20 protein-coding genes are annotated in these 25,477 nt (G+C 71.8%); 10 read left to right on the top strand and 10 right to left on the bottom strand.

Going from position 1 to position 25,477, the window contains the following annotated elements:
• Positions 1-13: 13 nt before the first annotated feature.
• The 3 genes from CP980_RS23885 to CP980_RS23875 all read right to left on the bottom strand — a co-directional run bounded on the left by CP980_RS23885 (position 14) and on the right by CP980_RS23875 (position 5,227).
• A complete protein-coding gene (locus CP980_RS23885; protein ID WP_132755812.1) occupies positions 14-1,552 on the bottom strand; it encodes a hypothetical protein in 1,539 nt (512 codons plus the stop codon).
• Positions 1,549-3,093, bottom strand: coding sequence for a GT4 family glycosyltransferase PelF (gene pelF, locus CP980_RS23880; RefSeq protein ID WP_150529051.1), 1,545 nt, complete (start codon positions 3,091-3,093; stop codon positions 1,549-1,551). Before pelF ends, CP980_RS23885 begins: the two co-directional genes overlap by 4 nt.
• Positions 3,094-3,199: 106 nt before the next feature.
• Complete coding sequence (locus tag CP980_RS23875; RefSeq protein WP_150529050.1) at positions 3,200-5,227, bottom strand: hypothetical protein; 2,028 nt, start codon at positions 5,225-5,227, stop codon at positions 3,200-3,202.
• A gap of 346 nt (positions 5,228-5,573) precedes the next feature.
• On the opposite strand from CP980_RS23875, the gene CP980_RS23870 reads away from it, so the two are divergent.
• The 7 genes from CP980_RS23870 (at position 5,574) to CP980_RS23840 (ending at position 16,443) form a co-directional block, all read left to right on the top strand.
• A complete protein-coding gene (locus CP980_RS23870) occupies positions 5,574-7,115 on the top strand; it encodes a leucyl aminopeptidase (RefSeq protein WP_132755806.1) in 1,542 nt (513 codons plus the stop codon).
• A 311-nt stretch (positions 7,116-7,426) separates the two neighbouring features.
• Entirely contained in the window at positions 7,427-8,815 is a 1,389-nt protein-coding gene (gene lpdA, locus CP980_RS23865) for a dihydrolipoyl dehydrogenase (RefSeq protein WP_030863427.1), read from the top strand.
• Positions 8,816-8,872: 57 nt separating this feature from the next.
• On the top strand, positions 8,873-10,693 hold the full coding sequence (gene sucB / locus CP980_RS23860; protein ID WP_150529049.1) for a 2-oxoglutarate dehydrogenase, E2 component, dihydrolipoamide succinyltransferase: 1,821 nt from the start codon (positions 8,873-8,875) through the stop codon (positions 10,691-10,693).
• Between the two features lie 114 nt (positions 10,694-10,807).
• Entirely contained in the window at positions 10,808-12,166 is a 1,359-nt protein-coding gene (locus CP980_RS36405) for a lipase family alpha/beta hydrolase (RefSeq protein ID WP_150529048.1), read from the top strand.
• Positions 12,167-12,275: 109 nt separating this feature from the next.
• On the top strand, positions 12,276-12,899 hold the full coding sequence (locus CP980_RS23850) for a GntR family transcriptional regulator (RefSeq protein WP_030156168.1): 624 nt from the start codon (positions 12,276-12,278) through the stop codon (positions 12,897-12,899).
• Positions 12,900-13,119: 220 nt separating this feature from the next.
• Positions 13,120-15,804 carry a pyruvate dehydrogenase (acetyl-transferring), homodimeric type gene (aceE, locus tag CP980_RS23845; RefSeq protein ID WP_150529047.1) on the top strand — a complete coding sequence of 895 codons (2,685 nt, stop codon included), beginning with the start codon at positions 13,120-13,122 and terminating at the stop codon, positions 15,802-15,804.
• Positions 15,805-15,924: 120 nt separating this feature from the next.
• Entirely contained in the window at positions 15,925-16,443 is a 519-nt protein-coding gene (locus tag CP980_RS23840; RefSeq protein WP_132755800.1) for a DUF4240 domain-containing protein, read from the top strand.
• A 20-nt stretch (positions 16,444-16,463) separates the two neighbouring features.
• On the opposite strand, the gene CP980_RS23835 is transcribed toward CP980_RS23840, so the two are convergent.
• On the bottom strand, positions 16,464-17,234 hold the full coding sequence (locus CP980_RS23835; RefSeq protein WP_150529046.1) for an SDR family NAD(P)-dependent oxidoreductase: 771 nt from the start codon (positions 17,232-17,234) through the stop codon (positions 16,464-16,466).
• An 85-nt stretch (positions 17,235-17,319) separates the two neighbouring features.
• Between CP980_RS23835 and CP980_RS23830 the strand changes: the two genes are divergently transcribed.
• Positions 17,320-18,003, top strand: a complete 684-nt coding sequence (locus CP980_RS23830; protein ID WP_132755796.1) for a TetR family transcriptional regulator — start codon at positions 17,320-17,322, stop codon at positions 18,001-18,003.
• Between the two features lie 82 nt (positions 18,004-18,085).
• Here CP980_RS23830 and glnA read toward each other — a convergent pair whose 3' ends face one another.
• Entirely contained in the window at positions 18,086-19,495 is a 1,410-nt protein-coding gene (glnA, locus tag CP980_RS23825; protein ID WP_099892981.1) for a type I glutamate--ammonia ligase, read from the bottom strand.
• Between the two features lie 184 nt (positions 19,496-19,679).
• On the opposite strand from glnA, the gene CP980_RS23820 reads away from it, so the two are divergent.
• Entirely contained in the window at positions 19,680-20,147 is a 468-nt protein-coding gene (locus CP980_RS23820) for an RDD family protein (protein WP_099892979.1), read from the top strand.
• A 95-nt stretch (positions 20,148-20,242) separates the two neighbouring features.
• On the opposite strand, the gene CP980_RS23815 is transcribed toward CP980_RS23820, so the two are convergent.
• The 5 genes from CP980_RS23815 to CP980_RS23795 form a co-directional block, all read right to left on the bottom strand.
• Positions 20,243-20,941 carry a DUF4191 domain-containing protein gene (locus CP980_RS23815; RefSeq protein ID WP_150529045.1) on the bottom strand — a complete coding sequence of 233 codons (699 nt, stop codon included), beginning with the start codon at positions 20,939-20,941 and terminating at the stop codon, positions 20,243-20,245.
• Positions 20,942-20,951: 10 nt separating this feature from the next.
• Complete coding sequence (locus tag CP980_RS23810; RefSeq protein ID WP_030863404.1) at positions 20,952-21,149, bottom strand: SCO2195 family GlnR-regulated protein; 198 nt, start codon at positions 21,147-21,149, stop codon at positions 20,952-20,954.
• A gap of 375 nt (positions 21,150-21,524) precedes the next feature.
• Positions 21,525-22,472 carry a lipoyl synthase gene (lipA, locus tag CP980_RS23805; RefSeq protein ID WP_132755794.1) on the bottom strand — a complete coding sequence of 316 codons (948 nt, stop codon included), beginning with the start codon at positions 22,470-22,472 and terminating at the stop codon, positions 21,525-21,527.
• 110 nt (positions 22,473-22,582) lie between these two features.
• Positions 22,583-23,380 carry a lipoyl(octanoyl) transferase LipB gene (lipB, locus tag CP980_RS23800; RefSeq protein ID WP_132755792.1) on the bottom strand — a complete coding sequence of 266 codons (798 nt, stop codon included), beginning with the start codon at positions 23,378-23,380 and terminating at the stop codon, positions 22,583-22,585.
• A gap of 76 nt (positions 23,381-23,456) precedes the next feature.
• A complete protein-coding gene (locus tag CP980_RS23795) occupies positions 23,457-23,798 on the bottom strand; it encodes a hypothetical protein (protein WP_132755790.1) in 342 nt (113 codons plus the stop codon).
• A gap of 173 nt (positions 23,799-23,971) precedes the next feature.
• Here CP980_RS23795 and CP980_RS23790 point away from each other — a divergent pair, with 173 nt between their 5' ends.
• Positions 23,972-25,438: an NsdA family TPR-like regulatory protein gene (locus CP980_RS23790; RefSeq protein ID WP_132755788.1), complete on the top strand. Its 1,467-nt coding sequence runs from the start codon at positions 23,972-23,974 to the stop codon at positions 25,436-25,438.
• The last annotated feature ends 39 nt before the right edge of the window (positions 25,439-25,477 follow it).

Here is a 25,477-nt window from a genome sequence, read left to right as displayed (position 1 = left end):
GGAGGGGGCGGGATCAGCGGTGGGCCGTCGCACGGCCCAGCAACAGGCAGACGAGCGTGCCCAGCACGGCCGCGGCCGCGCCCGCCACCACCAGCTGGACCAGCCGCGGCTGCCCCACCCCGAGCAGCAGCGCCACGCTCTGGGCCAGCGCCGCCGAGGCGCAGACCACGGCCGCCGGCCGGACCGCCCCGAAGGACTGGAGCAGCAGCCCGGTCCACATGACGGCGCCGAGCAGCAGCAGGGTCGCGGCCCGGATCCCGGTCAGGCCGGGGGCTCCCGGCCAGAGCAGGGTGCCCGCCAGCCCGAGGGCCAGCAGCACCGCCAGGTACGCGGCGAGGCAGCGGCCCAGCGTCCCGAGCATCCGCAGCCAGAACTGCCGCGGCGAGCGGGCCGCCCGCAGCCCGGCCAGGCTGCCGCTGCGGAACCGGTGGAGCAGCCATTCGGCGGGGCCCATGCTCAGGGTGAGCGCCACCGCCGAGGGGGCGGCGACCGCCTCGGCGGGCCCCCCGGCGAGCACCTCCCCCAGGGCCGCGTACAGCACCAGCAGGCCGGTGCCGAGACCGAACATCCCGTACGGCACGGAGTCCCCGATCCGGGGTCCGCGCGGACCGTACTCCTCCTCGGCGCCCCGCAGCATCCGCCAGCGCACCGGGCCCTCGCCGGGCCGGTGCGCGGCCCAGCCCCGGATCCGGCGCACGGCGGCCCGCAGGCCCTGGGCCACCGGCAGTTCCCGTACGGCGAGGCCGCAGGCGGCCAGCAGCGACACCACGAGCAGGCCCACCCGCACGGGCACGGGCACCTCGGTGAAGAGCGCGAGCACCGACCCCGCGGCCATCGGGCCGAGCGCGGCGAGCAGCACCCGCTCCCGGCCGAGGACGAGCAGCACGGTGGCGGCTCCGACGTACAGGGCCTGGCCGGCGGCGAAGGCGTAGCTGAACGGCGGCCCGCCGGGCACGGTCAGCGCGGCGGCGATGCCGAGCAGGGCCCCGACGGGGGCCCCGACGAGCAGGGTCCGCCCGGCGGCGGCCCGGTCGCCGAGGCCCAGCCAGGTGTAGGCGCGGTGGGAGAGGGTCTGGTCCCACACCCAGCCGATGAGCGCCCCGGCGAGCAGGGTGAGCGTCCCGGCGGGCAGGCCCAGCCGGTCCTTGGGGCCCTCCAGCAGGGGGGCGCCCAGGACGTAGGCGAGGCCGGGCAGGGCGAAGACCACCCCGCGCAGCAGGCAGGCGGTGAGGGAGACCTTCCAGGGGTCGGGGACGTGCTCCGGTTCCGGGAAGGCGCGGGGCACCCGGGCGTAGAGCTCCTCGGCGAGGCCGAAGGAGTCGTGGCGGCCGTAGGTGAGCCGGATGTGCTCGTCGGTCATCCCGTCGGATTCGAGGACGGCGGCGATCTCGTCGGGGTGGACGGCCGCCGCGATCAACCCGTCGAGGCGCTCGGCGAGTCGGTCCATGGGGTCGCCGGCCGGGCCGGGGTCCCCCGGCCCGGTGCGGCGGGGCCGGGGGATGGCGGGGAGGGTGTCCCCGCCGGGGACGCGCAGCCACAGGGATCCGCTCACCACAGGCTCCCGTCGGCGGCGAGTTCGCGGTACCAGGGGTCGGCGAGCCGCTGGGTCCAGTCGTCGCCCGCGCGGACGGGCTGTACGGGCTGGCCGGCGAGTTCGCGGTAGATGTGCCGGAAGCCGTCCACGGACTGGTGGAGGGTGAACTTCTCGACGACCCGTTTGCGGGAGCGGCGGCCCAGCTCGGCGCGGCGTTCGTCGTCGCGGAGCAGGGCGAGGGCGGCGCGGGCCATGGTCTCCGGTTCGCGCGGCGGGACCACGAGCCCGGTGTCGCCGACGGCCTCGCGCACCCCGCCGACGTCGGTGGAGACGGTGGTGCGGCCGCAGGACATGGCCTCGATGATGCTGAAGGGGAAGCCCTCGCTGATGCTGGAGAGCATGACGATGCTGCCCGCCGCGTAGGCCTGCGCCACGTCCGCGATACGGCCCTCGTACGAGATCCCTTCGGCCACGCCGAGTTGGGCGCCGAGCTCCTCCAGGCGGGTCTTGTACTCCTCGCAGCCCGCCGGGACCGGCCCGAACAGGCGCAGCCGCAGGGCGGGCAGCTCCTCGCGCATGAACGCGTAGGCCCGGATGAGGGTTTCGAGGTCCTTGATCGGGTCGATGCGCCCGCACCAGCTGAGGGTGGGCACCTCGGGTTCGGGTCCCGCGTCGGGGAAGGCGTACGGGTCGACGCCGTTGTAGACCGTGCGGATGCGGTCGGGGGCGGCGCCGCCGCGCTCCTCCCAGCGGCGGTTGTACTGGTTGCACGGGGTGATGAGGTCGGCCTGCCGGTAGCCCTCGGTGTTGAGCTCGCGGTAGAAGCCGAGCAGCAGGGCCTTGACGGGCCAGCGCTGCGCGGCGGTGCGGTAGCCGAGGTAGCGCTCGCGCAGGTAGATGCCGTGCTCGGTGAGGAGGAAGGGCACCTTGTCGAGGTACTTGGCGGCCAGGGCCGGGAGGGTGGCGAGCCCGCTGCTGACCGCGTGCGCGACGCTGTCGGGCGGGATCCGTACGGACAGCGGCCGCAGCGCGTGCTCGATCAGGTCGGTGGCGGTGAGCGCGTCGTGGATGGTGGGCTCGGCGGCGGCGGTGGGGAGTCCGGGCCGGGTCCACACGTCCATCAGCAGGCGCAGGACCGTTTCGGAGCGCAGGGCCGGGGCGAGCCGGCCGGCCCGGGCCAGGACGGCGAGTTCGTGCAGGGCTTCGGAGAAGCCCCCGTGGCCGGGGGCACCCCCGGCGGTGGCTGGGGGCGGGTCGAGCAGGGAGAGCAGGAAGGTTTCGTACGTCGCCGTGAAACGGCGGTGGGCCTTGCCCCGCAGGGCCGAGCGGCCTCGGCCGCGGCCCGGCGCCGGTCCCCAGAGCGGGACGGCGGTGTGCCGGTAGACGTTGCGGGGCAGCTCCCAGGTGACCGGCTCGCGCCCGGAGCCGGTCAGGGCTATGACGTTGAAGTCGACCTCCGGCATCCCGCGTACCAGCTGGTCGCACCAGGTGCTGACTCCCCCGTGGACGTGCGGATAGGTGCCTTCGGTGAGCATGGTGACGTGACGCCCATGGCTCATGTGCTGTGTCCCCCCAGGACGGAAAAGGGGCCGGCGCCCGAGTGCGGAGCGCCGGCGCTGGGTGGTACCGGGTGTCGAAGCCGGACAGTGGTCAGCCGGACGATGGTCAGCTGGGCAGCTTGAGCGTGACCGCGCTCTGCAGCAGCTCGGGCGCGGTCCACGCCGAGCGGCTGCCCGCGTAGGCGGTGCCGAAGTCGGCGCTGCCCAGCAGGAGCTGCTTCTTGGTGCCGTTGGGTGCGGTCACCGGGGCGACGACGCCGGAGGGCGCCTTGACGGTGACGTCCTTGCCGATGCGGTAGGCGGTGACCTGGTTGTTGGCGACGGCCTTGTCCCAGGCGGCCCGGCGGCTGAGCTCGACGCCGGTGTCCTTCATGCTCTGGTTCACGATCGGGGCGCTGGGCGCGTAGAGCGTGCGGTAGGTGTCGAGGACCTGGTTGAGCACCGGGTAGAGGGTGCGGTCCTCGGCGAGGTTGGACTGGTGGACGTAGTGCGGGCGCGGGTCGTTGGCCAGGACGTGGCGCAGGGCGGTCCGTGCCTCGGCGGGGACGATGTAGTCCAGGTAGCCGGTGGCGGTGTCGAGCGGGGCCGGGAGGCAGGTGGAGGTCCCGGGGTTGTCCTCGCAGACCCCGCTGCCGCCCTGGGCGCGGCTGGTGTAGATCCAGTTGTACTCGTCGGCCATCTCCGCGTTGGTGCCCGTGTTGTAGTACACGTTCATGGGGTAGCGGGGGACGGTCAGGGCGGCGCCGACGGCGCGCTGCGCGGGCTCGCGCGAGCTGTCGCTGCCCGCCCACTTGACCCCGTTGTCGGCGAGGGCGCCCGCCAGGTTGGGGTTGTCCTGGGCCTGCTGCGGCAGGGTCTTGAGGCCGGAGTGCTCGCCGGTCACGAGCTCGGTGCGGTCGGTGGTGATGCCCTTGGAGGCGGCCCAGTTGTTGTTGTCGCGGATCTGGGCGGAGATGTCGGCCCGGCTCATCCAGTTGATGGCGCCCGCGCTGTTCTTCGTACAGGTCCACGGGACGACGGCGGTGTCCTGGACGCAGCCGAGGAAGGGGTGGGTGTACGTGTGGTTCATCCAGCGGTACTTGGCCCGGTCGGCGACGAGCTGCGCGGTGAGGGCGTCGGTCCCGCCGTTCTCGGCCTTCCATTCCTCGCCGGCTCCGGCGTTGAAGAGGAGGTCGAGCGTGAAGTTCTTGCTCGTCTGCCACTGCGCCGCGTACTGGGCGTCGGCGGCGGACATCCGGATGGTGCTCTCCTTGCCCTCGCCGCCCGGGCAGGCGTAGTCGCCGGGCGTGCAGTTGAGCTCCTTGCTCCAGCGTGCGTCCGGGGCGAAGACGTCGTCGACGTGGACCGCGAAGTAGTTGCGCTCCTGGCCGAGGTGGATCCCCTGGGTGAGCCAGTCGACGATGCCGCGGGCGAGCAGCCGGAACTGCTGCTGGTACTGGTTGTACCCGAAGGTGACGACCAGTTCGCTGCGCCCGTCGTGTGCGTACTCGCCGACCAGCGAGGCCCGTCCGCCGGCGACGGGTGCGTCGAGGTAACTGGTGTATCCGGCCCGCGGCTTGCCCATGAACCCGTAGCTCTCGGGGACCAGGGCGGAGTTGTCCTCGAAGGCGACCTGGCCGCCGAGGTAGCCGAAGGGGCCCGCCTTGCCGGCGGCGGTGACGGCGGCCTGGGTGCCGTCGAGCTGCCCGCTGTAGCCGCCGTTGTCGGTGTACTCCAGTCCGACGCCCGGGTGGGCCCAGGTGTACGCGTCGACCTGGCGGACGCCGTACGTCGTCTCGTACGCGCTGAGCGCGGCCATCTCGGCGGAGCCCTCGCCGAACGGGTTCTCGTTCGGCAGCACGACGCCCTGGTACTTGGCGCGCGGCCGGCCGTCGACGGTGTCGCTGAGGTACGCGGCGTTGATCACCGGGCGTCCGGTGCTGCCCAGGAGGACCCGGGTGTACGGCACTCCGGTGTCCCGGAGCTCCGCGGTGATGGCGTCGACCGAGCTGCCGCCGTCGTCGACGACGAGCACCTTCAGGTCGATGCGCGGTGTCACGGCCGCGTGCGCGGTCGCGGCCGGCAATGCCACGGACATCAGCGCTGCCACCCCCATCGCGGCGGCAGCCCTGTTCATCCGGTTCTTGTTGACCATTTCGGCCTTTCCCCCCGCAGGCATCACTCGACTACGGCCCTATGGCGGTCGGCCGGGCCGAGGAGGCACTGTGGAAATCATGCAAAGGGACCCCGCGTCCCCTTGCGAGAGCGGGTCGAGTCTCTCGGACCTCGTCAGGTCCAAGGGGCAAACCTGGTGCGGAAACCACGGATGGGTGAATCTCCCGGCGTCTTGATCGAACAACTTGCCAAACCTTCGAGTGGCGTGCGGACGAGCCCGTACGCGTAGGCTCATTTCTGGCGGGCGTCGGGCCGGAATACGATCGCTGCGGATGGCCGGCCACCCACTCGGCCCACAACACAAACGGAAGCGAGACTTCACCACCGTGACTGCTCTGACTCTCAGCACTGCCGGCGCGGCGACGCTGCGCGCCGACGCCCTCGTGGTCGGCGTGGCGAAGGGCCCCAAGGGCCCGGTCGTCGCCGCGGGCGCCGAGGCCGTGGACAAGGCGTACGACGGAAAGCTCGCCGCCGTGCTCGACGCGCTCGGTGCCTCGGGCGCCGAAGGCGAGACCACCAAGCTGCCGGCGCCGGACGGCCTGAAGGTCCCGGTCGTGCTGGCGGTCGGACTGGGCCCCGTCCCCGACAAGGACGAGGCGTTCGACGAGGAGGCCCTGCGCCGCGCCGCCGGCGCCGCCGCCCGCGCGCTGCACGGATCGAAGAAGGCCGCGTTCGCCCTCCCGCTGGAGGACGCCTCGGCCGTGACGGCCGTCGCCGAGGGCGCGCTGCTGGGCGCGTACGCCTTCACCGTCTACCAGGGCGGCGAGAAGAAGACCGGCAAGGGCGCCGAGAAGAACGGCGGCCCGAAGCAGCCGCTCGCCGAGGTGGTCCTGCTGGGCGCCAAGCCGCGCGACAAGGAGCACAAGGCCGCCGCCGAGCGCGCCTCGGTCGTCGCGACCGAGGTCAACGTCGCCCGTGACCTGATCAACACCCCGCCGAACGACCTCACCCCCGAGTCCTTCGCCGCCGTCGCGTCCGCGACCGCCAAGGAGCACGGGATCAAGGTCCAGGTCCTGGACGAGAAGGCGCTGACCAAGGGCGGCTACGGCGGCATCATGGGCGTCGGCAAGGGCTCCGAGAACCCGCCGCGCCTGGTGAAGATCGCCTACACCCACCCCGACGCGGAGAAGCACCTCGCCTTCGTCGGCAAGGGCATCACCTACGACTCGGGCGGCATCTCCCTGAAGCCGGCCGGCCACAACGAGACGATGAAGTGCGACATGGCCGGCGCCGCCGCCGTCTTCACCTCCGTCGTCGCCGTTGCCAAGCTGGGCCTGCCGGTCAACGTCACCGGCTGGCTCGCGCTCGCCGAGAACATGCCCTCGGGCTCCGCCACCAAGCCCGGCGACGTGCTGCGCATGTACAGCGGCAAGACCGTCGAGGTCCTGAACACCGACGCCGAGGGCCGCCTGGTCCTGGGCGACGCCCTGACCAAGGCCTCCGAGGAGAACCCGGACGCGATCGTCGACGTCGCCACCCTGACCGGTGCGATGGTGCTGGCGCTCGGCGACCGGACCTTCGGGATCATGGCGAACGACGACGCCTTCCGCACCTCGATCCACGAGATCGCCGAGGAGGTCGGCGAGGCCTCCTGGCCGATGCCGCTCCCCGAGGACCTGCGCAAGACCATGGACTCCCCCACCGCCGACATCGCCAACATGGGTGTCCGGATGGGCGGCGGCCTGGTGGCCGGCCTCTTCCTCCAGGAGTTCGTGGGCGAGGGCATCACCTGGGCGCACCTCGACATCGCGGGCCCGGCCTTCCACGAGGGCGCTCCGTACGGCTACACCCCCAAGGGCGGCACCGGCTCCGCCGTGCGCACCCTGGTGCGGCTGGCCGAGCGTACGGCCACGGGCGACCTGGGCTGACCGAGCCCTGACAAGGCCCCGCGGGGCCGACTGTGATCTGCCTCAAGCCTTGGTCGGATACTCGATCAAGGCTTGAGGCATGTTCACTGACAACGAAATCCGTAGGTTTCTACGCACTGGTAACCCCTACTTCGGGCAGAACGACCTGCCACATCATGGGCCCGGCGTCCCGCGTTCCCCCGACAAATGCGAAGATGGGTTCTCGGCAGGACAGGGCCCCCACCACAGGGCCGAACAACTAGCGGCCGATTACCAGCCGCCGCCCGGTCACAGAGGACCGGTGCCCGGCGCACATGCATGGAGGACGTGACGTGGCGAACGACGCCAGCACCGTTTTCGACCTAGTGATCCTCGGCGGTGGCAGTGGCGGTTACGCCGCGGCTCTGCGCGCATCCCAGCTGGGTCTGGACGTTGCCCTGATCGAGAAGAACAAGCTCGGCGGCACCTGCCTGCACAACGGCTGCATCCCCACGAAGGCCCTGCTCCACGCGGGCGAGATCGCGGACCAGGCGCGCGAAGCCGCCCAGTTCGGCGTGAAGGCCACCTTCGAGGGCATCGACATCGCGGGCGTGCAGAAGTACAAGGACGAGGTCATCTCGGGCCTGTACAAGGGCCTGCAGGGCCTGGTCGCCTCCCGCAAGGTGACGTACATCGAGGGTGAGGGCCGCCTTTCCTCGCCGACCTCCGTCGACGTGAACGGCCAGCGCATCCAGGGCCGCCACGTCCTGCTGGCGACCGGCTCCGTGCCGAAGTCGCTGCCGGGCCTGCAGATCGACGGCAACCGCATCATCTCCTCGGACCACGCGCTGGTCCTGGACCGCGTCCCCGAGTCGGCGATCGTCCTGGGCGGCGGCGTCATCGGCGTCGAGTTCGCCTCGGCGTGGAAGTCCTTCGGCTCCGACATCACCGTGATCGAGGGCCTCAAGCACCTCGTCCCGGTCGAGGACGAGAACAGCTCCAAGCTGCTGGAGCGCGCGTTCCGCAAGCGCGGCATCAAGTTCAACCTGGGCACCTTCTTCGACAAGGCCGAGTACACCGAGAACGGCGTACGGGTCACCCTCGCGGACGGCAAGACCTTCGAGGCCGAGGTGCTGCTGGTCGCCGTCGGCCGCGGCCCGGTCTCGCAGGGCCTGGGCTACGAGGAGCAGGGCGTCGCGATGGACCGCGGCTACGTCCTGGTCGACGAGTACATGCAGACCAATGTGCCCACGATCTCGGCCGTCGGCGACCTCGTCCCGACCCTCCAGCTCGCGCACGTCGGCTTCGCCGAGGGCATCCTGGTCGCGGAGCGTCTGGCCGGTCTGAAGACCGTCCCGATCGACTACGACGGTGTTCCGCGCGTCACGTACTGCCACCCCGAGGTCGCCTCGGTCGGCATCACCGAGGCCAAGGCCAAGGAGATCTACGGCGCGGACAAGGTCGTGGCCCTGAAGTACAACCTGGCGGGCAACGGCAAGAGCAAGATCCTGAAGACCGCGGGCGAGATCAAGCTCGTCCAGGTCAAGGACGGTGCCGTGGTCGGCGTCCACATGGTCGGTGACCGGATGGGCGAGCAGGTCGGCGAGGCCCAGCTGATCTACAACTGGGAAGCCCTGCCGGCCGAGGTCGCGCAGCTCATCCACGCGCACCCGACCCAGAACGAAGCGCTCGGCGAGGCCCACCTGGCCCTGGCCGGCAAGCCGCTTCACTCCCACGACTAATCCACAGTCACGGGCGCGACGACCACTTCCGCACTTTCGTAAGGAGCAACTGAAACCATGTCGGTTTCCGTAACCCTTCCGGCGCTCGGCGAGAGCGTCACCGAGGGAACTGTCACCCGCTGGCTGAAGGCCGAGGGCGAGCGCGTCGAGGCCGACGAGCCGCTGCTCGAGGTCTCGACCGACAAGGTCGACACCGAGATCCCGTCGCCCGTCTCCGGCATCCTGGCGTCCATCAAGGTCGCCGAGGACGAGACCGTCGAGGTCGGCGCCGAGCTGGCCGTCATCGACGACGGCTCCGGCGCCCCGGCCCCCGCCGAGGCCGAGACGGTCGTCGCCGAGGTTCCGGCCGCGCCGGCCGCCCCGGCCCCGGTCGCCGAGGCCCCTGCGGCCCCGGCTCCGGCTCCGGCCGCCGAGGCTCCCGCCGCCGCCCCCGCCGCCTCCGGCACGGACGTCGTTCTCCCCGCCCTGGGCGAGAGCGTCACCGAGGGCACCGTCACCCGCTGGCTGAAGCAGGTCGGCGAGTCCGTCGAGGCCGACGAGCCGCTGCTCGAGGTCTCCACGGACAAGGTCGACACCGAGATCCCCGCCCCGGTCGCCGGCACCCTGCTGGAGATCCGGATCAACGAGGACGAGACCGCCGAGGTCGGCGCCGTCCTGGCCGTCATCGGCGCCGCCGGTGCCGCTCCGGCCGCCCCGGCCCCGGCCGCCCCGGCCCCGGCCGCCGCCCCGGCTCCGGCCGAGGCTGCCCCGGCCGCCGCCCCGGCTCCGGCCGCCCCGGCGGCTCCGGCTCCGGCTGCTCCGGCCGCCGCTCCGGCTCAGGCTCCGGCTCCGGCCGCCGCCGCTCCGGCCCCGGTCACCCCGGCCGCTCCGGCCGCCGCCCCGGCCCCCGTGGCCGCTCCGGCCGCCGCGGCTCCGGTCGCCGCCCCCGCCGCCCCGGCCTCCGCCGGTGACGAGGGCGCGTACGTGACTCCGCTGGTGCGCAAGCTCGCCTCGGAGTCCGGCGTCAACCTGGCCTCGGTCTCGGGCACCGGCGTCGGTGGCCGTATCCGCAAGCAGGACGTCCTGGCCGCCGCCGAGGCCGCCAAGGCCGCCGCTGCCGCCCCGGCTCCGGCCGCCGCCCCGGCCGCCAAGGCCCCGGCCGCCGCCGCGGTCTCGGAGCTGCGCGGTCAGACCGTCAAGATGACCCGCATGCGCAAGGTCATCGGCGACAACATGATGAAGGCGCTGCACTCGCAGGCTCAGCTCAGCTCCGTGGTCGAGGTGGACATCACCAAGATCATGAAGCTGCGCGAGCAGGCCAAGGCGTCCTTCCTGGCCCGCGAGGGCGTCAAGCTCTCGCCGATGCCGTTCTTCGTCAAGGCCGCCGCCCAGGCGCTGAAGGCCCACGCGGTCGTCAACGCCCGGATCAACGACGACGAGGGCACCATCACCTACTTCGACTCGGAGAACATCGGCATCGCCGTGGACTCCGAGAAGGGCCTGATGACCCCGGTCATCAAGGGTGCCGGTGACCTCAACCTGGCGGGCATCTCCAAGGCCACGGCCGACCTGGCCGGCAAGGTCCGCGGCAACAAGATCACGCCGGACGAGCTGTCGGGCGCGACCTTCACCATCAGCAACACCGGTTCGCGCGGTGCGCTGTTCGACACCGTGATCGTGCCCCCGAACCAGGTCGCCATCCTGGGCATCGGTGCCACCGTCAAGCGTCCGATGGTCATCGAGACCCCCGAGGGCACCGTCATCGGCGTCCGCGACATGACGTACCTGACCCTGTCCTACGACCACCGCCTGGTGGACGGCGCGGACGCGGCCCGGTACCTCTCGGCCGTCAAGGCGATCCTGGAGGCCGGCGAGTTCGAGGTCGAGCTCGGCCTCTAGTCCCGGGCCCCGTCGCCAGGCGACTCGTACGGCGCCCCCGCCCGAACCACTTCGGGCGGGGGCGCCGTCGTCATACCCTGGTGGGTCCATGTGTGACATCTCGGGGGGCTGCGTATGGCACGGGCACAGGTGACGGATCTCGTCGTGGTACTGCCGGGGATCCTGGGCAGCCGGCTCGCGGACGCGGCGGGCAGAGCGGTCTGGGACCTGTCCGGCCCGGCCCTCTTACGCGGCCTGCGCGGCTTCACCGCCTCCGCGGGAGCCCTGCGCCTGCCGAAGGACACCGGTGACGGCGACCCGGGCGACGGGGTCGTCCCCGTGGGCCTGATGCCCGATCTGCACGCCCTGCCGGGCATCTGGCACCCGGTGGACGGCTACACGGACCTGCTGCGCTGGCTGGAACGCCATTTCACGCTGTCGGTGTCGGACAACCTGCTCACGTTCCCGTACGACTGGCGGCTGTCCTGCCGCCACGGCGCGGAGCGGCTGAAGGGCCGGATCGATCTGGAGCTGGAGCGCTGGCGGGCCTCGGCCCCCGAGCGCCGCGACGCCCGGGTGGTCTTCCTCGGCCACGGGATGGGCGGGCTGGTCGCCCGGCACTACGTGGAGCGCCTCGGCGGGCACGAGGTCACCCGCCGCGTGATCACCCTGGGCACCCCGCACCGGGGCTCCCTGCTGGCCCTGTCGGACCTGGTGGACGGTGGGGGCCGCCGGGACCCGGAGGTCGGCGCCTTCGCCCGCAGCCTGCCCTCCCTGCACCAACTGGCCCCCGACGACGCCTGTATGGAGGGCCCGGGCGGGCTCGCCCGCGTCCGCGACCTGCCGGGGCTGCCCGGCGTGGACGAGGCCCTGCTGGCGGACGCGGCCCGCTTCCACACCGATCTGCGCAGCTCCCCGCCGCGGGCCGACCTGTACGCGATCGCCGGCACGGGCCAGCCCACGGCGTCGACCGCGCGGTACGCCGAGGACCGCCTGGCCCTCGTGTCCGAGGGCGACGGCGACGGTACGGTCCCCCTGCCCGCCGGGGCGGGCCCGGTCGCCGGGTCGTGGGCCGTGTACGAGCAGCACGGCTCGCTCCAGAACAACCGGGCCGTACGGGAGGCCCTGCGCGGCCTGCTGGTCGAGGAGGCGGCGCTCCCCGCGGAGGCCGGACACCTCGCGGACCCGGCCCCCGCCGACCCGGCCCCCGCCGACCCCGCCCCCGCCGACCCGGCCGCCCGTCTCGGGGTGCGCGTACCCGCCGTACTGCCCGCGGGCCTCCCGTACGAGGTCACCGTCACGGCCCCCGACGACGCGCGGCTGCTCATGGCGGAGCTGCGCCCGGCCGACGGCGGCCGCCCGGTGGCCCGCCCCCTGCGGAGCCTGGGCGGCGGCCGCTACGCAGCCGCGTTCCCGCCGCCCGAACCGGGCGCGTACCGGCTGTCGGTGGGGCCGGTCACGGCCCTGAGCCTGATCCGGCGCAGCGCCTTGTAACCAGCCTCACCCAACGGCCCTGACCAGGAACGCATCCCCGCGGCCTACTCCGCCGTATTGTCTACGCATCGAAGCGATGCGCGGCCCCACAGGAGATGAAGCCCCGATGATCACCCCACCCGTCGTGCACTCGCTGCGCGAGCAGATCCGCGAGCACATCGTGGAGGGGATCGTCAGCGGCCGCTGGAAGCCCGGCGAGCGGATCGTCGAGCGCCGGATCGCCGTGGAGCTGGAGGTCAGCCAGACGCCCGTGCGCGAGGCCCTGCGCGAGCTGGAGACGCTGCGGCTGATCGAGTCGGCGCCGAACAAGGGCGTGCGCGTACGGAACCTGTCCGCGGCCGACCTGGAGGAGATCTACCCGGTCCGGGCCGGTCTCGAGCAGATCGCGGCCGAGCTGGCCGCGCCCCGGCTGGCGGCGGACTGCTCGGCGCTGGAGCCGCACGTGGCGGCGTTGTGGGAGGCCGACCGGACCGAGGACGGGACCGCGCAGGTGCGGCACACCGTCGGGTTCCACCGGGAGCTGGTGCGGGCGGCCGGGAACAGCGTGCTGCTGCACACCTGGGAGAGCCTGGGCATCGAGGTCTTCACGGCCCTGTCGATCCGCTGGCTGGGAACCGTCCAAAAGTCGTACGCCGAGGAGCACGCGGCCCTCGTGGAGGCGTTCCGCAGTCAGGATCCGGACATCGGCGTGCTCGTGAAGCGGCATGTCCTGGGGTGCGCACCCCGCGCCTGACGGGGTGGTCTGTCCTGGTTTGCCCGGCACCGGGTGCCTGATTTCCTGGCACCGGGTGCCGACTTTTGGCCGGATGGCCATTTCAGTGTCACATTCATTTGATCGATCATCGATCAGCGATTTACAGTCGTCGACGGACCCCAACCGGGCCCATCGACCCTGTCCTGCCCGTCAGGGATTTTTCACCACCTCTCCTTTGTCCGGAAGGCGGCGCACACCGATGTCCGACCCCGTAGGAAAGCTTCCGAGCGAGCTCGACCAGCTCCCGGACCGCGACACCGAGGAGACCGCCGAATGGGCGGCCTCCCTGGACGCCGTCGCCAAGGCCGCCGGTACGCGCCGCGCCGAATACCTGCTCCGCCGCACCCTCCAGCACGCCGAGGCCGCCGGCCTCGCCCTGCCGAAGCTGCTGGAGACGGACTACGTCAACACCATCCCCACCTCCGCCGAGCCCGAGTTCCCGGGTGACATGGAGATGGAAGCCAAGATCACCGCATGGAACCGCTGGAACGCGGCCGCCATGGTGACCCGCGGCTCCAAGTACGGCGTCGGCGGCCACATCGCCACCTTCGCCTCGGCGGCCTGGCTCTACGAGACCGGCTTCCAGCACTTCTTCCGCGGGAAGGAGGCCGACGGATCGGGCGACCAGCTCTACATCCAGGGCCACGCCTCCCCCGGCATCTACGCCCGCGCCTTCCTCGACGGGCGCATCTCCGAGCAGCAGCTCGACAACTTCCGCCAGGAGTCCGGCGGCAACGGACTGCCGTCCTACCCGCACCCGCGGCGCCTGCCCTGGCTGTGGGAGTTCCCGACGGTCTCCATGGGCCTCGGCCCGCTCTCCGCGATCTACCAGGCGCGCTTCAACCGCTACCTGCAGAACCGGAACATCAAGGACACCGCCAACTCGCACGTCTGGGCCTTCCTCGGCGACGGCGAGATGGACGAGCCCGAGTCGACCGCCGCCCTGGCCCTGGCCTCCCGCGAGCAGCTCGACAACCTGACCTTCGTCATCAACTGCAACCTGCAGCGCCTCGACGGTCCGGTCCGCGCCAACTTCCGCGTGGTCCAGGAGCTGGAGGCCCAGTTCCGCGGCGCCGGCTGGAACGTCATCAAGTCCCTGTGGGGCTCCGCCTGGGACGAGCTGTTCCAGCTCGACACCACGGGCGCCCTGGTACGCCGCCTGCGCGAGGTACCGGACGCGCAGTTCCAGACGTACGCGACCCGCGACGTGGCCTACATCCGCCAGCACTTCTTCGGCGCCAACGCCGAGCTCGTACAGCTGGCGGGCGTACTGTCCGACGCGAAGATCGCCGAGTGCTTCCACAGCTCCCGCGGCGGCCACGAGCCCCGCAAGGTCTACGCCGCGTACAAGGCCGCCCTGGAGCACAAGGGCGCGCCGACGGTCATCCTCGCGCAGACCGTCAAGGGCTACACGCTGGGTGCCGGGTTCGAGTCGAAGAACGCGAACCACCAGATGAAGAAGCTGACGATCGACGAGTTCAAGGGCATGCGCGACCTGCTCGGGCTCCCGATCCCGGACAGCGCCTTCGCCGACGGCGTCGTCCCGTACGGCCACCCGGGCGCCGACAGCCCCGAGGTGCGGTACCTGAACGAGCGCCGCGCGGCGCTCGGCGGTCCGGCCCCGGCCCGCAAGGTGCACCACGTGGCCCTGCCGGCTCCGGCCGAGCGCTCCTTCGCCCCGCTGATCAAGGGCTCCGGCAAGCAGGAGATGGCCACCACCATGGCCTTCGTCCGGCTCGTCAAGGACCTGATGCGGGACAAGGAGACCGGCAAGCGCTGGGTGCCGATCGTCCCCGACGAGGCCCGTACCTTCGGTATGGAGTCCCTCTTCCCGTCGGCCGGCATCTACTCGCCGCTGGGCCAGACGTACGAGCCGGTCGACCGCGACCAGCTCATGTACTACAAGGAGGCCAAGGACGGCCAGATCCTCAACGAGGGGATCACCGAGGCCGGCGCCATGGCCGACTTCATCGCCGCCTGCACGTCGTACGCGACGCACGGCGAGCCGATGATCCCGTTCTACATCTTCTACTCGATGTTCGGCTGGCAGCGCACCGCCGACCAGATGTGGCAGCTCGCCGACCAGCTCGGCAAGGGCTTCATCGTCGGCGCGACGGCCGGTCGTACGACCCTGACCGGTGAGGGCCTCCAGCACGCGGACGGCCACTCGCACCTGATCGCGTCCACGAACCCGGCGTCGCTCAACTACGACCCGGCGTTCGCGTACGAGATCGCGGTGATCGTCAAGGACGGCCTGCGCCGCATGTACGGCGAGAAGCCCGAAGACGTCTTCTACTACCTGACGGTCTACAACGAGCCGAAGGTGCAGCCGGCCATGCCCGAGGGCGTGGAGGAGGGCATCCTGCGCGGCCTGTACCGCTTCAACACGGCGGCGGACCTCGCGGAGGCGGCCCCGGCCGCCGACGCCCCGAAGATCCAGCTGATGGCCTCGGGTACGGCGATCCACTGGGCGCTGGAGGCGCAGCAGCTGCTCGCCGCCGACTGGAACGTGGCCGCCGACGTCTGGTCCGCCACCTCCTGGGGCGAGCTGCGCCGCGACGCGCTGGAGTGCGACGAGGCGCTGCTGCGCGGCGAGGTGCGCACCCCGTACGTCACGCGTGCGCTGGAGGGCGTCACCAGCCCGGTGCTGGCCGTCTCCGACTGGATGCGCCAGGTCCCGGACCAGATCAGCCAGTGGGTGGAGCAGGACTGGACCTCGCTCGGCACGGACGGCTTCGGCCTGTCCGACACCCGCGAGGGCGCCCGCCGCCACTTCGGCGTCGACGCGCAGTCCATCGTGGTGGCCGCGCTGGCCCAGCTCGCCCGCCGCGGCGAGGTACCGGCGTCGGCCATAAAGGAAGCCCGCGAGCGCTACGGCCTCTGAGCCCAGGACGCGGTAGGACCAAAGGCCGGTGTCCGGCCCCCTGGAACGGGGGCCGGACACCGGCCTTTGGCCGTATGAGCGGTGGCGGCGAGGGGGCGCACCCGTGATGCTGGAGCGGTGATGGACGAGACGGAGTTCTGGGAGATCGTCGACCGTACCCGCGAGGCCGCCGAGGGCGACCCCGAGGAACACGCCGAGCTGCTCGTGGAGCGGCTGGCGCAGCTCGATCCGGACTCCGTCCTGGACTTCGCCCGGCACTTCGAGTCCCGGTACAACCGGGCGTACACGTGGGACCTGTGGGGCGCGGCGTGGGTGCTGCTCGACGGGGCGAGCGACGACGCGTTCGACTACTTCCGGTGCTGGCTGATCGGCCAGGGCCGGGAGGTTTTCGAGGGCGGGGTGCACGATCCGGACGCGCTCGCGGAGCTCCTGGACGAGTTCGACGAGGAGATCGACGGGGACGGCGAGGAGCTGGGGTACGCGGCCGACGAGGCGTACGAGCAGCTGACGGGGGCGGTGGCGCCGGACCTGGGCATCGCGCTGCAGGCGGCCGAGCCGGAGGGCACTGCGCTGGACTTCGAGGACGAAGCCGTGCTCGCGGAGCGCTTCCCCCGGCTCTGGGACCGTTTTCGCGCCTAGCCGGCCGGTAGGCCCGGCGGCTAGTAGTGGGTCCCGCCGTCGATGCGGATCTCCGTACCGGTGATGAAGGCGCCGTCCTCCGAGCCCAGCATGGCGACGACGCCGGCGACCGTCTGCGGTCCGGCGAAGCCCTGGCCGAGGGCGGGGGCCAGCTTGGCGAACAGGCTCCAGTCGGTGTCCTCGGGCAGGCCCGGGCCGTTGCCCGTGGTCATGCCGCTCTCGATGGAGCCGGGCGCGACGGCGACGAAGCGCAGGCCCTGCTTGCTGTACTCGGCGGCCAGGGCGTGGGTCATGGACTGGATGCCGCCCTTGCTGGCCGCGTACGCGGACATGTAGGGGTGGGCGAAGGACGCCGAGGTGGAGCTGAAGTTCACGACGACCGGCTGGTCGCCCTCCAGCAGCGCCGGGAGCGACTCGCGGATCACCAGGAAGGTGCCGGTGAGGTTGACCGCGATGACCTTGTTCCAGAAGTCGAGCGTGGTCTGGTGGGTGTGCGCGGAGCGCAGGATGCCCGCCGCGTTGACCAGTACGTCGAGTCCGCCGAGGGAGGCGACGGCGGCCGCGACCCCGCTGCGGACGGCCGCCTCGTCGGATATGTCGAGGACGGCGGTGGTGAGCCGGTCGGCGTGCCCGTCGGCGGCGGCCCGGTCGGCGGTCGTCTTCAGGCCCTCTTCGTTGACGTCCACGGTGTGCACGCGGCCGCCCTCGGCGAGGATGCGGTGGACGGTGGCCTGGCCGATGCCGGAGCCGCCGCCGGTGATGAGGACGCGACGTCCTTCGTAACGGTTCATGGGCCGAGCGTACCGTCGGCGTGGCACATTTTGCCAGTACGTCACAGATTGCACTCTCACATCAGCCGGAAGGTACCCTTCAACCGTGAGATCCCCTCGTCCGTACTCTCCCGTGGCCGGCCCCGGGGCCCAGTCGCTGACCGAGCGCCGCAAGGCCGCCACCCAGCTCGACATCGCCCGCGCGGCCTGCGAACTGTTCGCCGAGCACGGCCCCGACGGCACCACCGCCGAGGACATCGCGCACCGCGCGGGCGTGGCCCTGCGTACGTTCTACCGGTACTTCCGCAACAAGCAGGAGGCCGTGGGCCCGCTGCTGGCCGGCGGCGGTGACGCCTGGCGCGCCCTGCTCGCCGAGGAGGACCCCGGCACCCCGCTCGACGAGGCCCTGGAACGCGCGGTGACCCGCTCGCTGAGCGACTCCCAGGCGGTCGAGGAGGGCCTGGCGGTGACCCGCGGCCTGCTCCGCGCCGCCGCCACCGACGAGGCGCTGCGCGCGGTCTGGTACCGCGTGAACCAGGACTCCGAGGAGCGCCTGGTCCCGGTGATCGCCCGGCTGGCCGGCGAGGGCGCCGACCCCCTCGGCGTCCGCCTCCTGGCGGCGGCCGCCACGGACGCCATACGCATCGCCCTGGAACTCTGGTCGACGACGGAGGCCCCCGTCTCCGGCCCCGGCTCCCCCGCAGAACTGGCCGTCCGCTGCCTACGCGACCTCACCGCCGCCATGCCCCTCCTGCGCCGCTCCGAGCCGGCTGCCCCGCCTTCCGCCTGAGCGCTCCGACCGACGGCGCCGACAGCACGGCGGCCCCGCCGCTCTCCGGGGAGAGGGGCGGGGCCGCCGGGTGTGCTGGTTCTTAGATGTCGAAGTACATCTCGAACTCGTGCGGGTGCGGGCGCAGGGCGATCGGGGCGATCTCGTGCGTGCGCTTATAGTCGATCCAGGTCTCGATCAGGTCCGGGGTGAAGACGCCGCCGGCCAGGAGGTACTCGTGGTCCTCCTCCAGGGCCTTGAGGACCGCGTCCAGGCTGGTCGGGACCTGCGGGACGCTCGCGTGCTCGTCGGGCGAGAGCTCGTAGAGGTCCTTGTCGATCGGCTCCATCGGCTCGATCTTGTTCTTCACGCCGTCGAGGCCGGCCAGCAGGAGGGCCGCGAACGCCAGGTACGGGTTCGAGGACGGGTCCGGGGCGCGGAACTCGACGCGCTTGGCCTTCGGGTTCGAGCCGGTGATCGGGATGCGCATCGCGGCGGAGCGGTTGCGCTGCGAGTACACCATGTTGACCGGCGCCTCGAAGCCCGGGACCAGGCGGTGGTACGAGTTCACCGTCGGGTTGGTGAAGGCGAGCAGCGACGGGGCGTGCTTGAGGATGCCGCCGATGTAGTAGCGGGCGGTGTCCGACAGGCCCGCGTAGCCGGCCTCGTCGTAGAACAGCGGCTCGCCGCCGGCCCACAGGGACTGGTGGACGTGCATGCCCGAACCGTTGTCACCGAAGATCGGCTTCGGCATGAAGGTCGCGGTCTTGCCGTTGCGCCAGGCGACGTTCTTCACGATGTACTTGAAGAGCATCAGGTCGTCGGCCGCGGCCAGCAGCGTGTTGAACTTGTAGTTGATCTCGGCCTGGCCGCCGGTGCCGACCTCGTGGTGCTGGCGCTCGACCTGGAGGCCCTGGGCGTCCAGTTCGAGGGAGATCTCGGCGCGCAGGTCGGCGAAGTGGTCGACCGGGGCTACGGGGAAGTAACCACCCTTGTAGCGGACCTTGTAGCCGCGGTTGTTCTCCTCGGAGCCGGTGTTCCAGGCGCCGGCCTCGGAGTCGATGTGGTAGAAGCCCTCGTTCGCGGAGGTCGCGAAACGCACGCTGTCGAACACGTAGAACTCGGCCTCGGGGCCGAAGTACGCGGTGTCGGCGATGCCGGTGGAGGCGAGGTACGCCTCGGCCTTCTTCGCGATGTTGCGCGGGTCGCGGCTGTAGGCCTCGCCCGTGATCGGGTCGTGGATGAAGAAGTTGATGTTGAGCGTCTTGTCCTTGCGGAACGGGTCCAGACGCGCGGTGCTGATGTCGGCACGCAGCGCCATGTCGGACTCGTGGATCGCCTGGAAGCCGCGGATGGAGGAGCCGTCGAAGGCGAGCTCCTCCGCCGGGTCGAATGCCCGAGCCGGGATGGTGAAGTGCTGCATCACACCAGGCAGGTCGCAGAAGCGGACGTCGACGAACTTGACGTCGTTCTCCTCGATGTACTGCTTCACTTCGTCGGCGTTCTGGAACATCCAACTCCTCCTACTCCCGGCCCCGGGGCAGGGCGGGCTTTATAGCTCGTGGTGCGTCAGTGCGGTGCCGCACGCTGACCCGACCATAAGCAGACGGGATTTCTCAAGCATGACCCATTTGTTTCGCTCAAGTTAACCAGGGTCCCGTCGGAACGCCGTCGGACACCACCGGTACCGTGGTCGGGTGGACAACAGACAGGCAATCGGATCCTGGCTCTCCGGCCCCCGCGCGGCCGCCGAGGACATGGGCGTCGACTTCGGCTACCGGGGCCAGCGGCTCGGCCTGCCCCAGGAGGGGCCGGGCTCGGTCGCGCGCTTCGGCCGCCGCTTCGGCGCTCTGGCCATCGACTGGGTCGGCTGCCAGGTGATCGCGTTCGGGCTGATCACGCACGGCAACGCGACCGCCACCGGCAACTGGACGCTGGCCCTCTTCGTGGTGCTGAGCATCCTCACCGTCGGCACGGTGGGCTTCACCCCCGGCAAGCGGCTCGTGGGCCTGCGCGTCGTCGCGGAGGACGGCGGGCGCCTCGGCTTCGGCCGGGTCCTGCTGCGTACGGTGCTGCTCGCCCTGGTCGTCCCGGCGCTGGTCTGGGACCGGGACGGGCGCGGCCTGCACGACCGCCTCGCCCGCGCCGTCCAGGTCCGGATCTAGTCCTCGGGGCACCAGGCGTACGAGACGGGGGCGCCCCCCGAGCCGGCCGGCTCGGGGGGCGCCCCCGTCTCGTATACGAAAAGCGGGTCAGCGCATCAGCGCATCTTTCCGCCGCGCGGCATCCGCATGCCCTTGGGCATGGGGCCCTTCGGCAGCGGCATGTTGCTCATGAGATCGCCCATGGCCCGCAGCTTGTCGTTGACCTGCGTGATCTGCGGACCGGTCAGTACGCGCGGCAGCTTGAGCAGCGTCGTACGGAGCTTCTTCAGCGGGACCTCGCCCTCGCCGGTGCCCACGATGAAGTCGTGGACCGGGATGTCCGGCATGATCCGGGACAGCTTCTTCTTCTCCGCGGCGAGCATCGGCTTCACGCGGTTCGCGTTGCCCTCGGCGATCAGTACGACGCCGGCCTTGCCCACGGCCCGGTGGACGATGTCCTGGCTGCGGTTCATCGCGACGGCCGGGGTGGTCGTCCAGCCCCGTCCCACGTTGTCCAGTACGGCCGCGGCCGCACCCGGCTGTCCCTCCATCTGCCCGAAGGCAGCCCGCTCGGCCCGTCGCCCGAAGACGATCGCCATCGCGAGGAACGCCACCAGGAAGCCCAGGATGCCCAGGTAGACCGGGTGGTCGATCAGGAAGCCGATCGCAAGAAAGACACCGAAGGTGACGATTCCCACGCCCGCGACGATCAGACCGACCTTCGGGTCGGCCTTGCGCGTCATCTTGTACGTCAGGGCGATCTGCTTCAGTCGCCCGGGGTTCGCAGCAGTCTCTGCGTTTGACTTCCTCGCCATAGAGCGAAGTTTACGTGGCCTGCGGGGTCCGGGTGGCCGCGGCCTCGAGTACGTGCTCGGTTTCGACCCGGTCCTTGGCCCTGCGGCGGTCCTCCAGGACGGCGCTCCACGCGTTGCGGCGGGCGCCGCTCATGAGCAGCGACTCGAAGCCCCGGAAGGCGTCGGTGAACGACGGAATGGCAATGGCGCGTACGGGCGCGGCCTGCATGATGTCGATCCCTTTCACGGTGCTGGGCGGTTCGGGGACGGTCTGGGGCGCACGGCGGCGCGCGGCGGTGGTGTGCGCCGGTGTGCGCGGTGCGTGGAGCCATCGTCACTGACTGGTGTTACCAGGGCATGACCGCTCGGTCAAACGGTGATGAAACATTTACGCGGCCCGCCGGACTCTCCGTACAGAGAGCCTAGGGGCCGCGTCGATGCGGTGTTACCCGTTGGTAAGACTTTGTGCGTGAGTTCACACAGTCCGCACAGTAGCGCGCGTCACACCGATGCGCGCTTCTCCGCGCCTTCGGTCGAGCTCCGCCTCGCCACCGCTCCGGCCGAGTGCCCGTCCTCGTGCCTCGGACGAGCCCTCAACCTGCGCTCAGGCTCGGCTGCGCTTCTCCATCGCCTGGGTGTACAGGCGCCCCGCACGGTAGGACGAACGGACCAGCGGGCCCGACATCACGCCGGAGAAGCCGATCTCCTCGGCCTCCTTCGCCAGCTCCACGAACTCGGCCGGCTTCACCCAGCGCTCGACGGGGTGGTGCCGCGGGGAGGGCCGCAGGTACTGGGTGATGGTGATGAGCTCGCAGCCGGCCTCGTGCAGCTCCTTCAGCGCCTCCGACACCTCCTCGCGCTCCTCGCCCATGCCCAGGATCAGGTTCGACTTGGTGACCAGGCCGTAGGCGCGGGCCTGGCGGATCACGTCGAGCGAGCGCTCGTAGCGGAAGCCGGGGCGGATCCGCTTGAAGATCCGCGGCACCGTCTCCACGTTGTGCGCGAAGACCTCGGGGCGGGAGGCGAAGACCTCCTCCAGCAGCTCCGGGACCGCGTTGAAGTCGGGGGCCAGCAGCTCGACCTTGGTGTGGCCGCCCTCGCGGCCCGCCGTCTGCTGGTGGATCTGGCGCACGGTCTCCGCGTACAGCCAGGCACCGCCGTCGGCCAGGTCGTCGCGCGCGACGCCCGTGATCGTGGCGTAGTTCAGGTCCATCGTGACGACCGACTCGCCGACGCGGCGCGGCTCGTCCCGGTCCAGGGCCTCGGGCTTGCCCGTGTCGATCTGGCAGAAGTCACAGCGCCGGGTGCACTGGTCGCCACCGATGAGGAAGGTGGCCTCGCGGTCCTCCCAGCATTCGTAGATGTTGGGACAGCCGGCTTCCTGGCACACGGTGTGCAGTCCTTCGCCCTTCACCAGGGCCTGCATCTTCGTGTACTCGGGACCCATCTTCGCCCGGGTCTTGATCCACTCGGGCTTGCGCTCGATGGGGGTCTGGCTGTTACGGACCTCCAGGCGCAGCATCTTGCGTCCGTCGGGTGCGACTGCGGACACGACCGGCTCCCTGTGACTTCGATTCTTCGGCGCCCACCAGGGTACGCCCGTAATTTCATACGCTCTTACGTCGGCCAACCTGGCGGTGACCGGCCGCATTCCCCCGGTCGTCAGCCCGCGGCGGGCTCGATCTCCCGCGGCCGCAGTTCGGCCTGCTCCAGTACGTCCTTCAGGTGGCGTTCGATGACCGGCAGCACGTCGGCGATGGTGACCTCGCGGCCCAGTTCGTACGAGAGCGAGGTCACACCGGCGTCCCGGATCCCGCACGGGATGATCCGGTCGAACCAGGTGCTGTCCGGGTTCACGTTGATCGCGAAGCCGTGCATGGTGACGCCCTTGGCGACGCGGATGCCGATGGCGGCCAGCTTGCGGTCCTCGCGGCGCTGGCCCGCGTTGGAGGGGGCGTACTCGGGCCCGTTCAGACGCGGGTCGAACTCCTCGTCCGTCAGCCGCGGGTCGAAGTCGAGGGAGAGCCCGCCCAGCTTCGGCCGGTCCTCGACCGGGTCGCCCAGGACCCAGACCCCGGAGCGGCCCTCGACGCGGGTGGTCTCCAGGCCGAACTCGGCGGCGGTGCGTATCAGCGCCTCCTCCAGCCGGCGCACGTGCGCGACCACGTCGACCGGACGGGGCAGCTTCATGATCGGGTAGCCGACCAGCTGGCCCGGGCCGTGCCAGGTGATCTTGCCGCCGCGGTCCACGTCCACCACGGGGGTGCCGTCCAGGGGGCGCTCGCTGTCGGCGGTGCGCCGCCCGGCCGTGTACACGGGCAGGTGTTCCAGCAGGAGGCAGGTGTCGCCGATCTCGTCCGCGAAGCGCGCGGCGTGGACGCGCCGCTGCTCCTCCCAGGCCTGGGTGTACTCGACGTAATCGGGTCCGAAGCCCAGATGGACAAACCCAAGCTCAGCCACCGCAGCGCCTCCTCGTTGAACCTGCCGTGTGCACGTATCGCACCAGCCAAGGGTACGGCGGCCGGAATCCGCCCCCTCAGTGGCCCGTCGGCGAGGGGCCGGCGGGGCCCGGCGGGCCGGGCAGGGGGCCGGGCAGCGGGCCGTCCGGCGGGCCCAGCGGCAGCGGCCTCGGCTTGGGGGCCCGGCCGCGGGCCGCCGGCCGGTCCGGGTCCTCGTCGGCCGTCGGCAGCCGCCGGTGGCCCTCCGAGTGGTCGTTGACCCAGCCGCACACACCGCACGCGTACCGCCCGTCGAGCCCCGCGATGTACGTGCCGCAGCGCCGGCACTCGGCCTCGGTCAGCTCGGGCGCGGGCAGCGGTGCGGGCAGTCGTACGGCGTCGTCGGCGGGGGGTTCCGCCCGGGTGGGCCTGCGGGTCATGTCGCGCAGCGTACGCGGACGGAGGGGGTCGGTCCGTAAAGCGCCCTACCGATTCTGCACACGATCGGATGAATGTGGGACAGAGGGGGCGGCATGAGCGGCGTTCGCCGCTACATTCACGCCGTTCACAGGGCCGGGACTCCGGTCCGTCACGTCAGGAAACCGTGGAGCCGATGACGGAACGACCTGCCCAGCGCGTCCCCAACCGGCAGCTCGCGGCGCTGATCGCGGAAGCCGGGTTCTCCAACGCCGGTCTGGCCCGCCGCGTCGACCAGCTCGGCCTGGAGCACGGTCTCGATCTGCGGTACGACAAGACCTCCGTGACCCGGTGGCTGCGCGGGCAGCAGCCGCGCGGGACCACCCCGGCGCTGATCGCCGAGGTCTTCACCCGGCGCCTGGGCCGCAGGCTCTCCGCGCAGGACCTGGGGCTGGACGCCTGCGCGCCCGTCTACGCCGGGCTGGAGTTCGCGGCCACCCCGGAGGAGGCCGTCGACATCGCCAGCGGCCTGTGGCGCAAGGACTCCGGCTCCCACGCCGAGCTGCGGAAGATCGCGTTCACCCCGGCCGGTCTGGTCGTGCCCAGCCGGGACTGGCTCATCGGGCGCGCCGACGAGCGCGTGGGCCGCGGCGCGGACCCGGCGGCCGCTGCCGCGGCCGCAGCCGCCGGCGAGGCCCGCGTCCCGGTGCAGGGGCGCGGTTCGGTGCCCCGGCAGCGGCAGATCGACCGGGGTCCGGGCCAGCGGGTGACGAGCGGGGACATCGCGGCGCTGCGCTCGGTGAGCGAGCTGTTCCGGACCCTGGACCACACCTACGGCGGCGGGCACGCCCGGCAGGCCCTGGTGCGCTACCTGGAGCACGAGGCCGAGCCGATGCTGCGCGGCACCTACGGGGAGACCACCGGGCGCCGGCTCTTCTCGGCCGCGGCCGACCTGACCCGGCTCGCGGGCTGGACCTCGTACGACATCGCCGCGCACGGGCTCGCCCAGCGCTACTTCGTGCAGGCGCTGCGGCTGGCGCAGGCCGCCGGTGACCGGCCGTACGGCTCGTACGTGCTGGTGACCATGAGCCGGCAGGCGGTCTACCTCGGCCACGGCCGGGAGGCGGTGCAGCTGGCCCGCGTCGCCCAGCAGGGCGTCGGCTCGGGGCCGCCGCCGGTGGTACAGGCGCTCCTGCACTCGGCGGAGGCGCGCGGGCACGCGGTGCTGGGCGAGGTGCGGGCGGCGACGGCCTCGCTGGTGCGCGCCGAGCGGGCGCTGGGCGCGGCCCGGCCGGGGGACGACGTACCGCACTGGGCGCGCTTGTTCGACGAGGGGCAGCTGGCGGACGAGTTCGGGCACTGCCACCGGGACCTCCAGCAGTACCGGGCCTCGGCGCAGCACGCGGAGCGCTCGCTCCAGCTGCGGGCGCCCGGGTTCGCGCGCTCGCGGCTGTTCTGCCGGGTGGTGCTGGCGACGGCGCGGCTGGGGCTGGGCGAGCTGGACCAGGCGTGCGCGCTGGGCGCGGAGGCGGCGCAGCAGGCGATGGAGATGCGGTCGGTGCGCGCGGTGGAGTACGTACGGGACTTCGAGCGGCGGCTGGAGCCGTACCGGGACGCTTCGGCGGTGCGGACCTACCGGGACCGGGTGGCGGCGCTGTCGTGAGCGCGTGAGGGCACGGGCGTGGGCCCGGTTCCGCGGGGG

The sequence above is a fragment of the Streptomyces vinaceus genome, from assembly GCF_008704935.1.
Lineage (GTDB): Bacteria > Actinomycetota > Actinomycetes > Streptomycetales > Streptomycetaceae > Streptomyces > Streptomyces vinaceus.
This window is presented reverse-complemented; position numbering and strand designations above follow the sequence as displayed.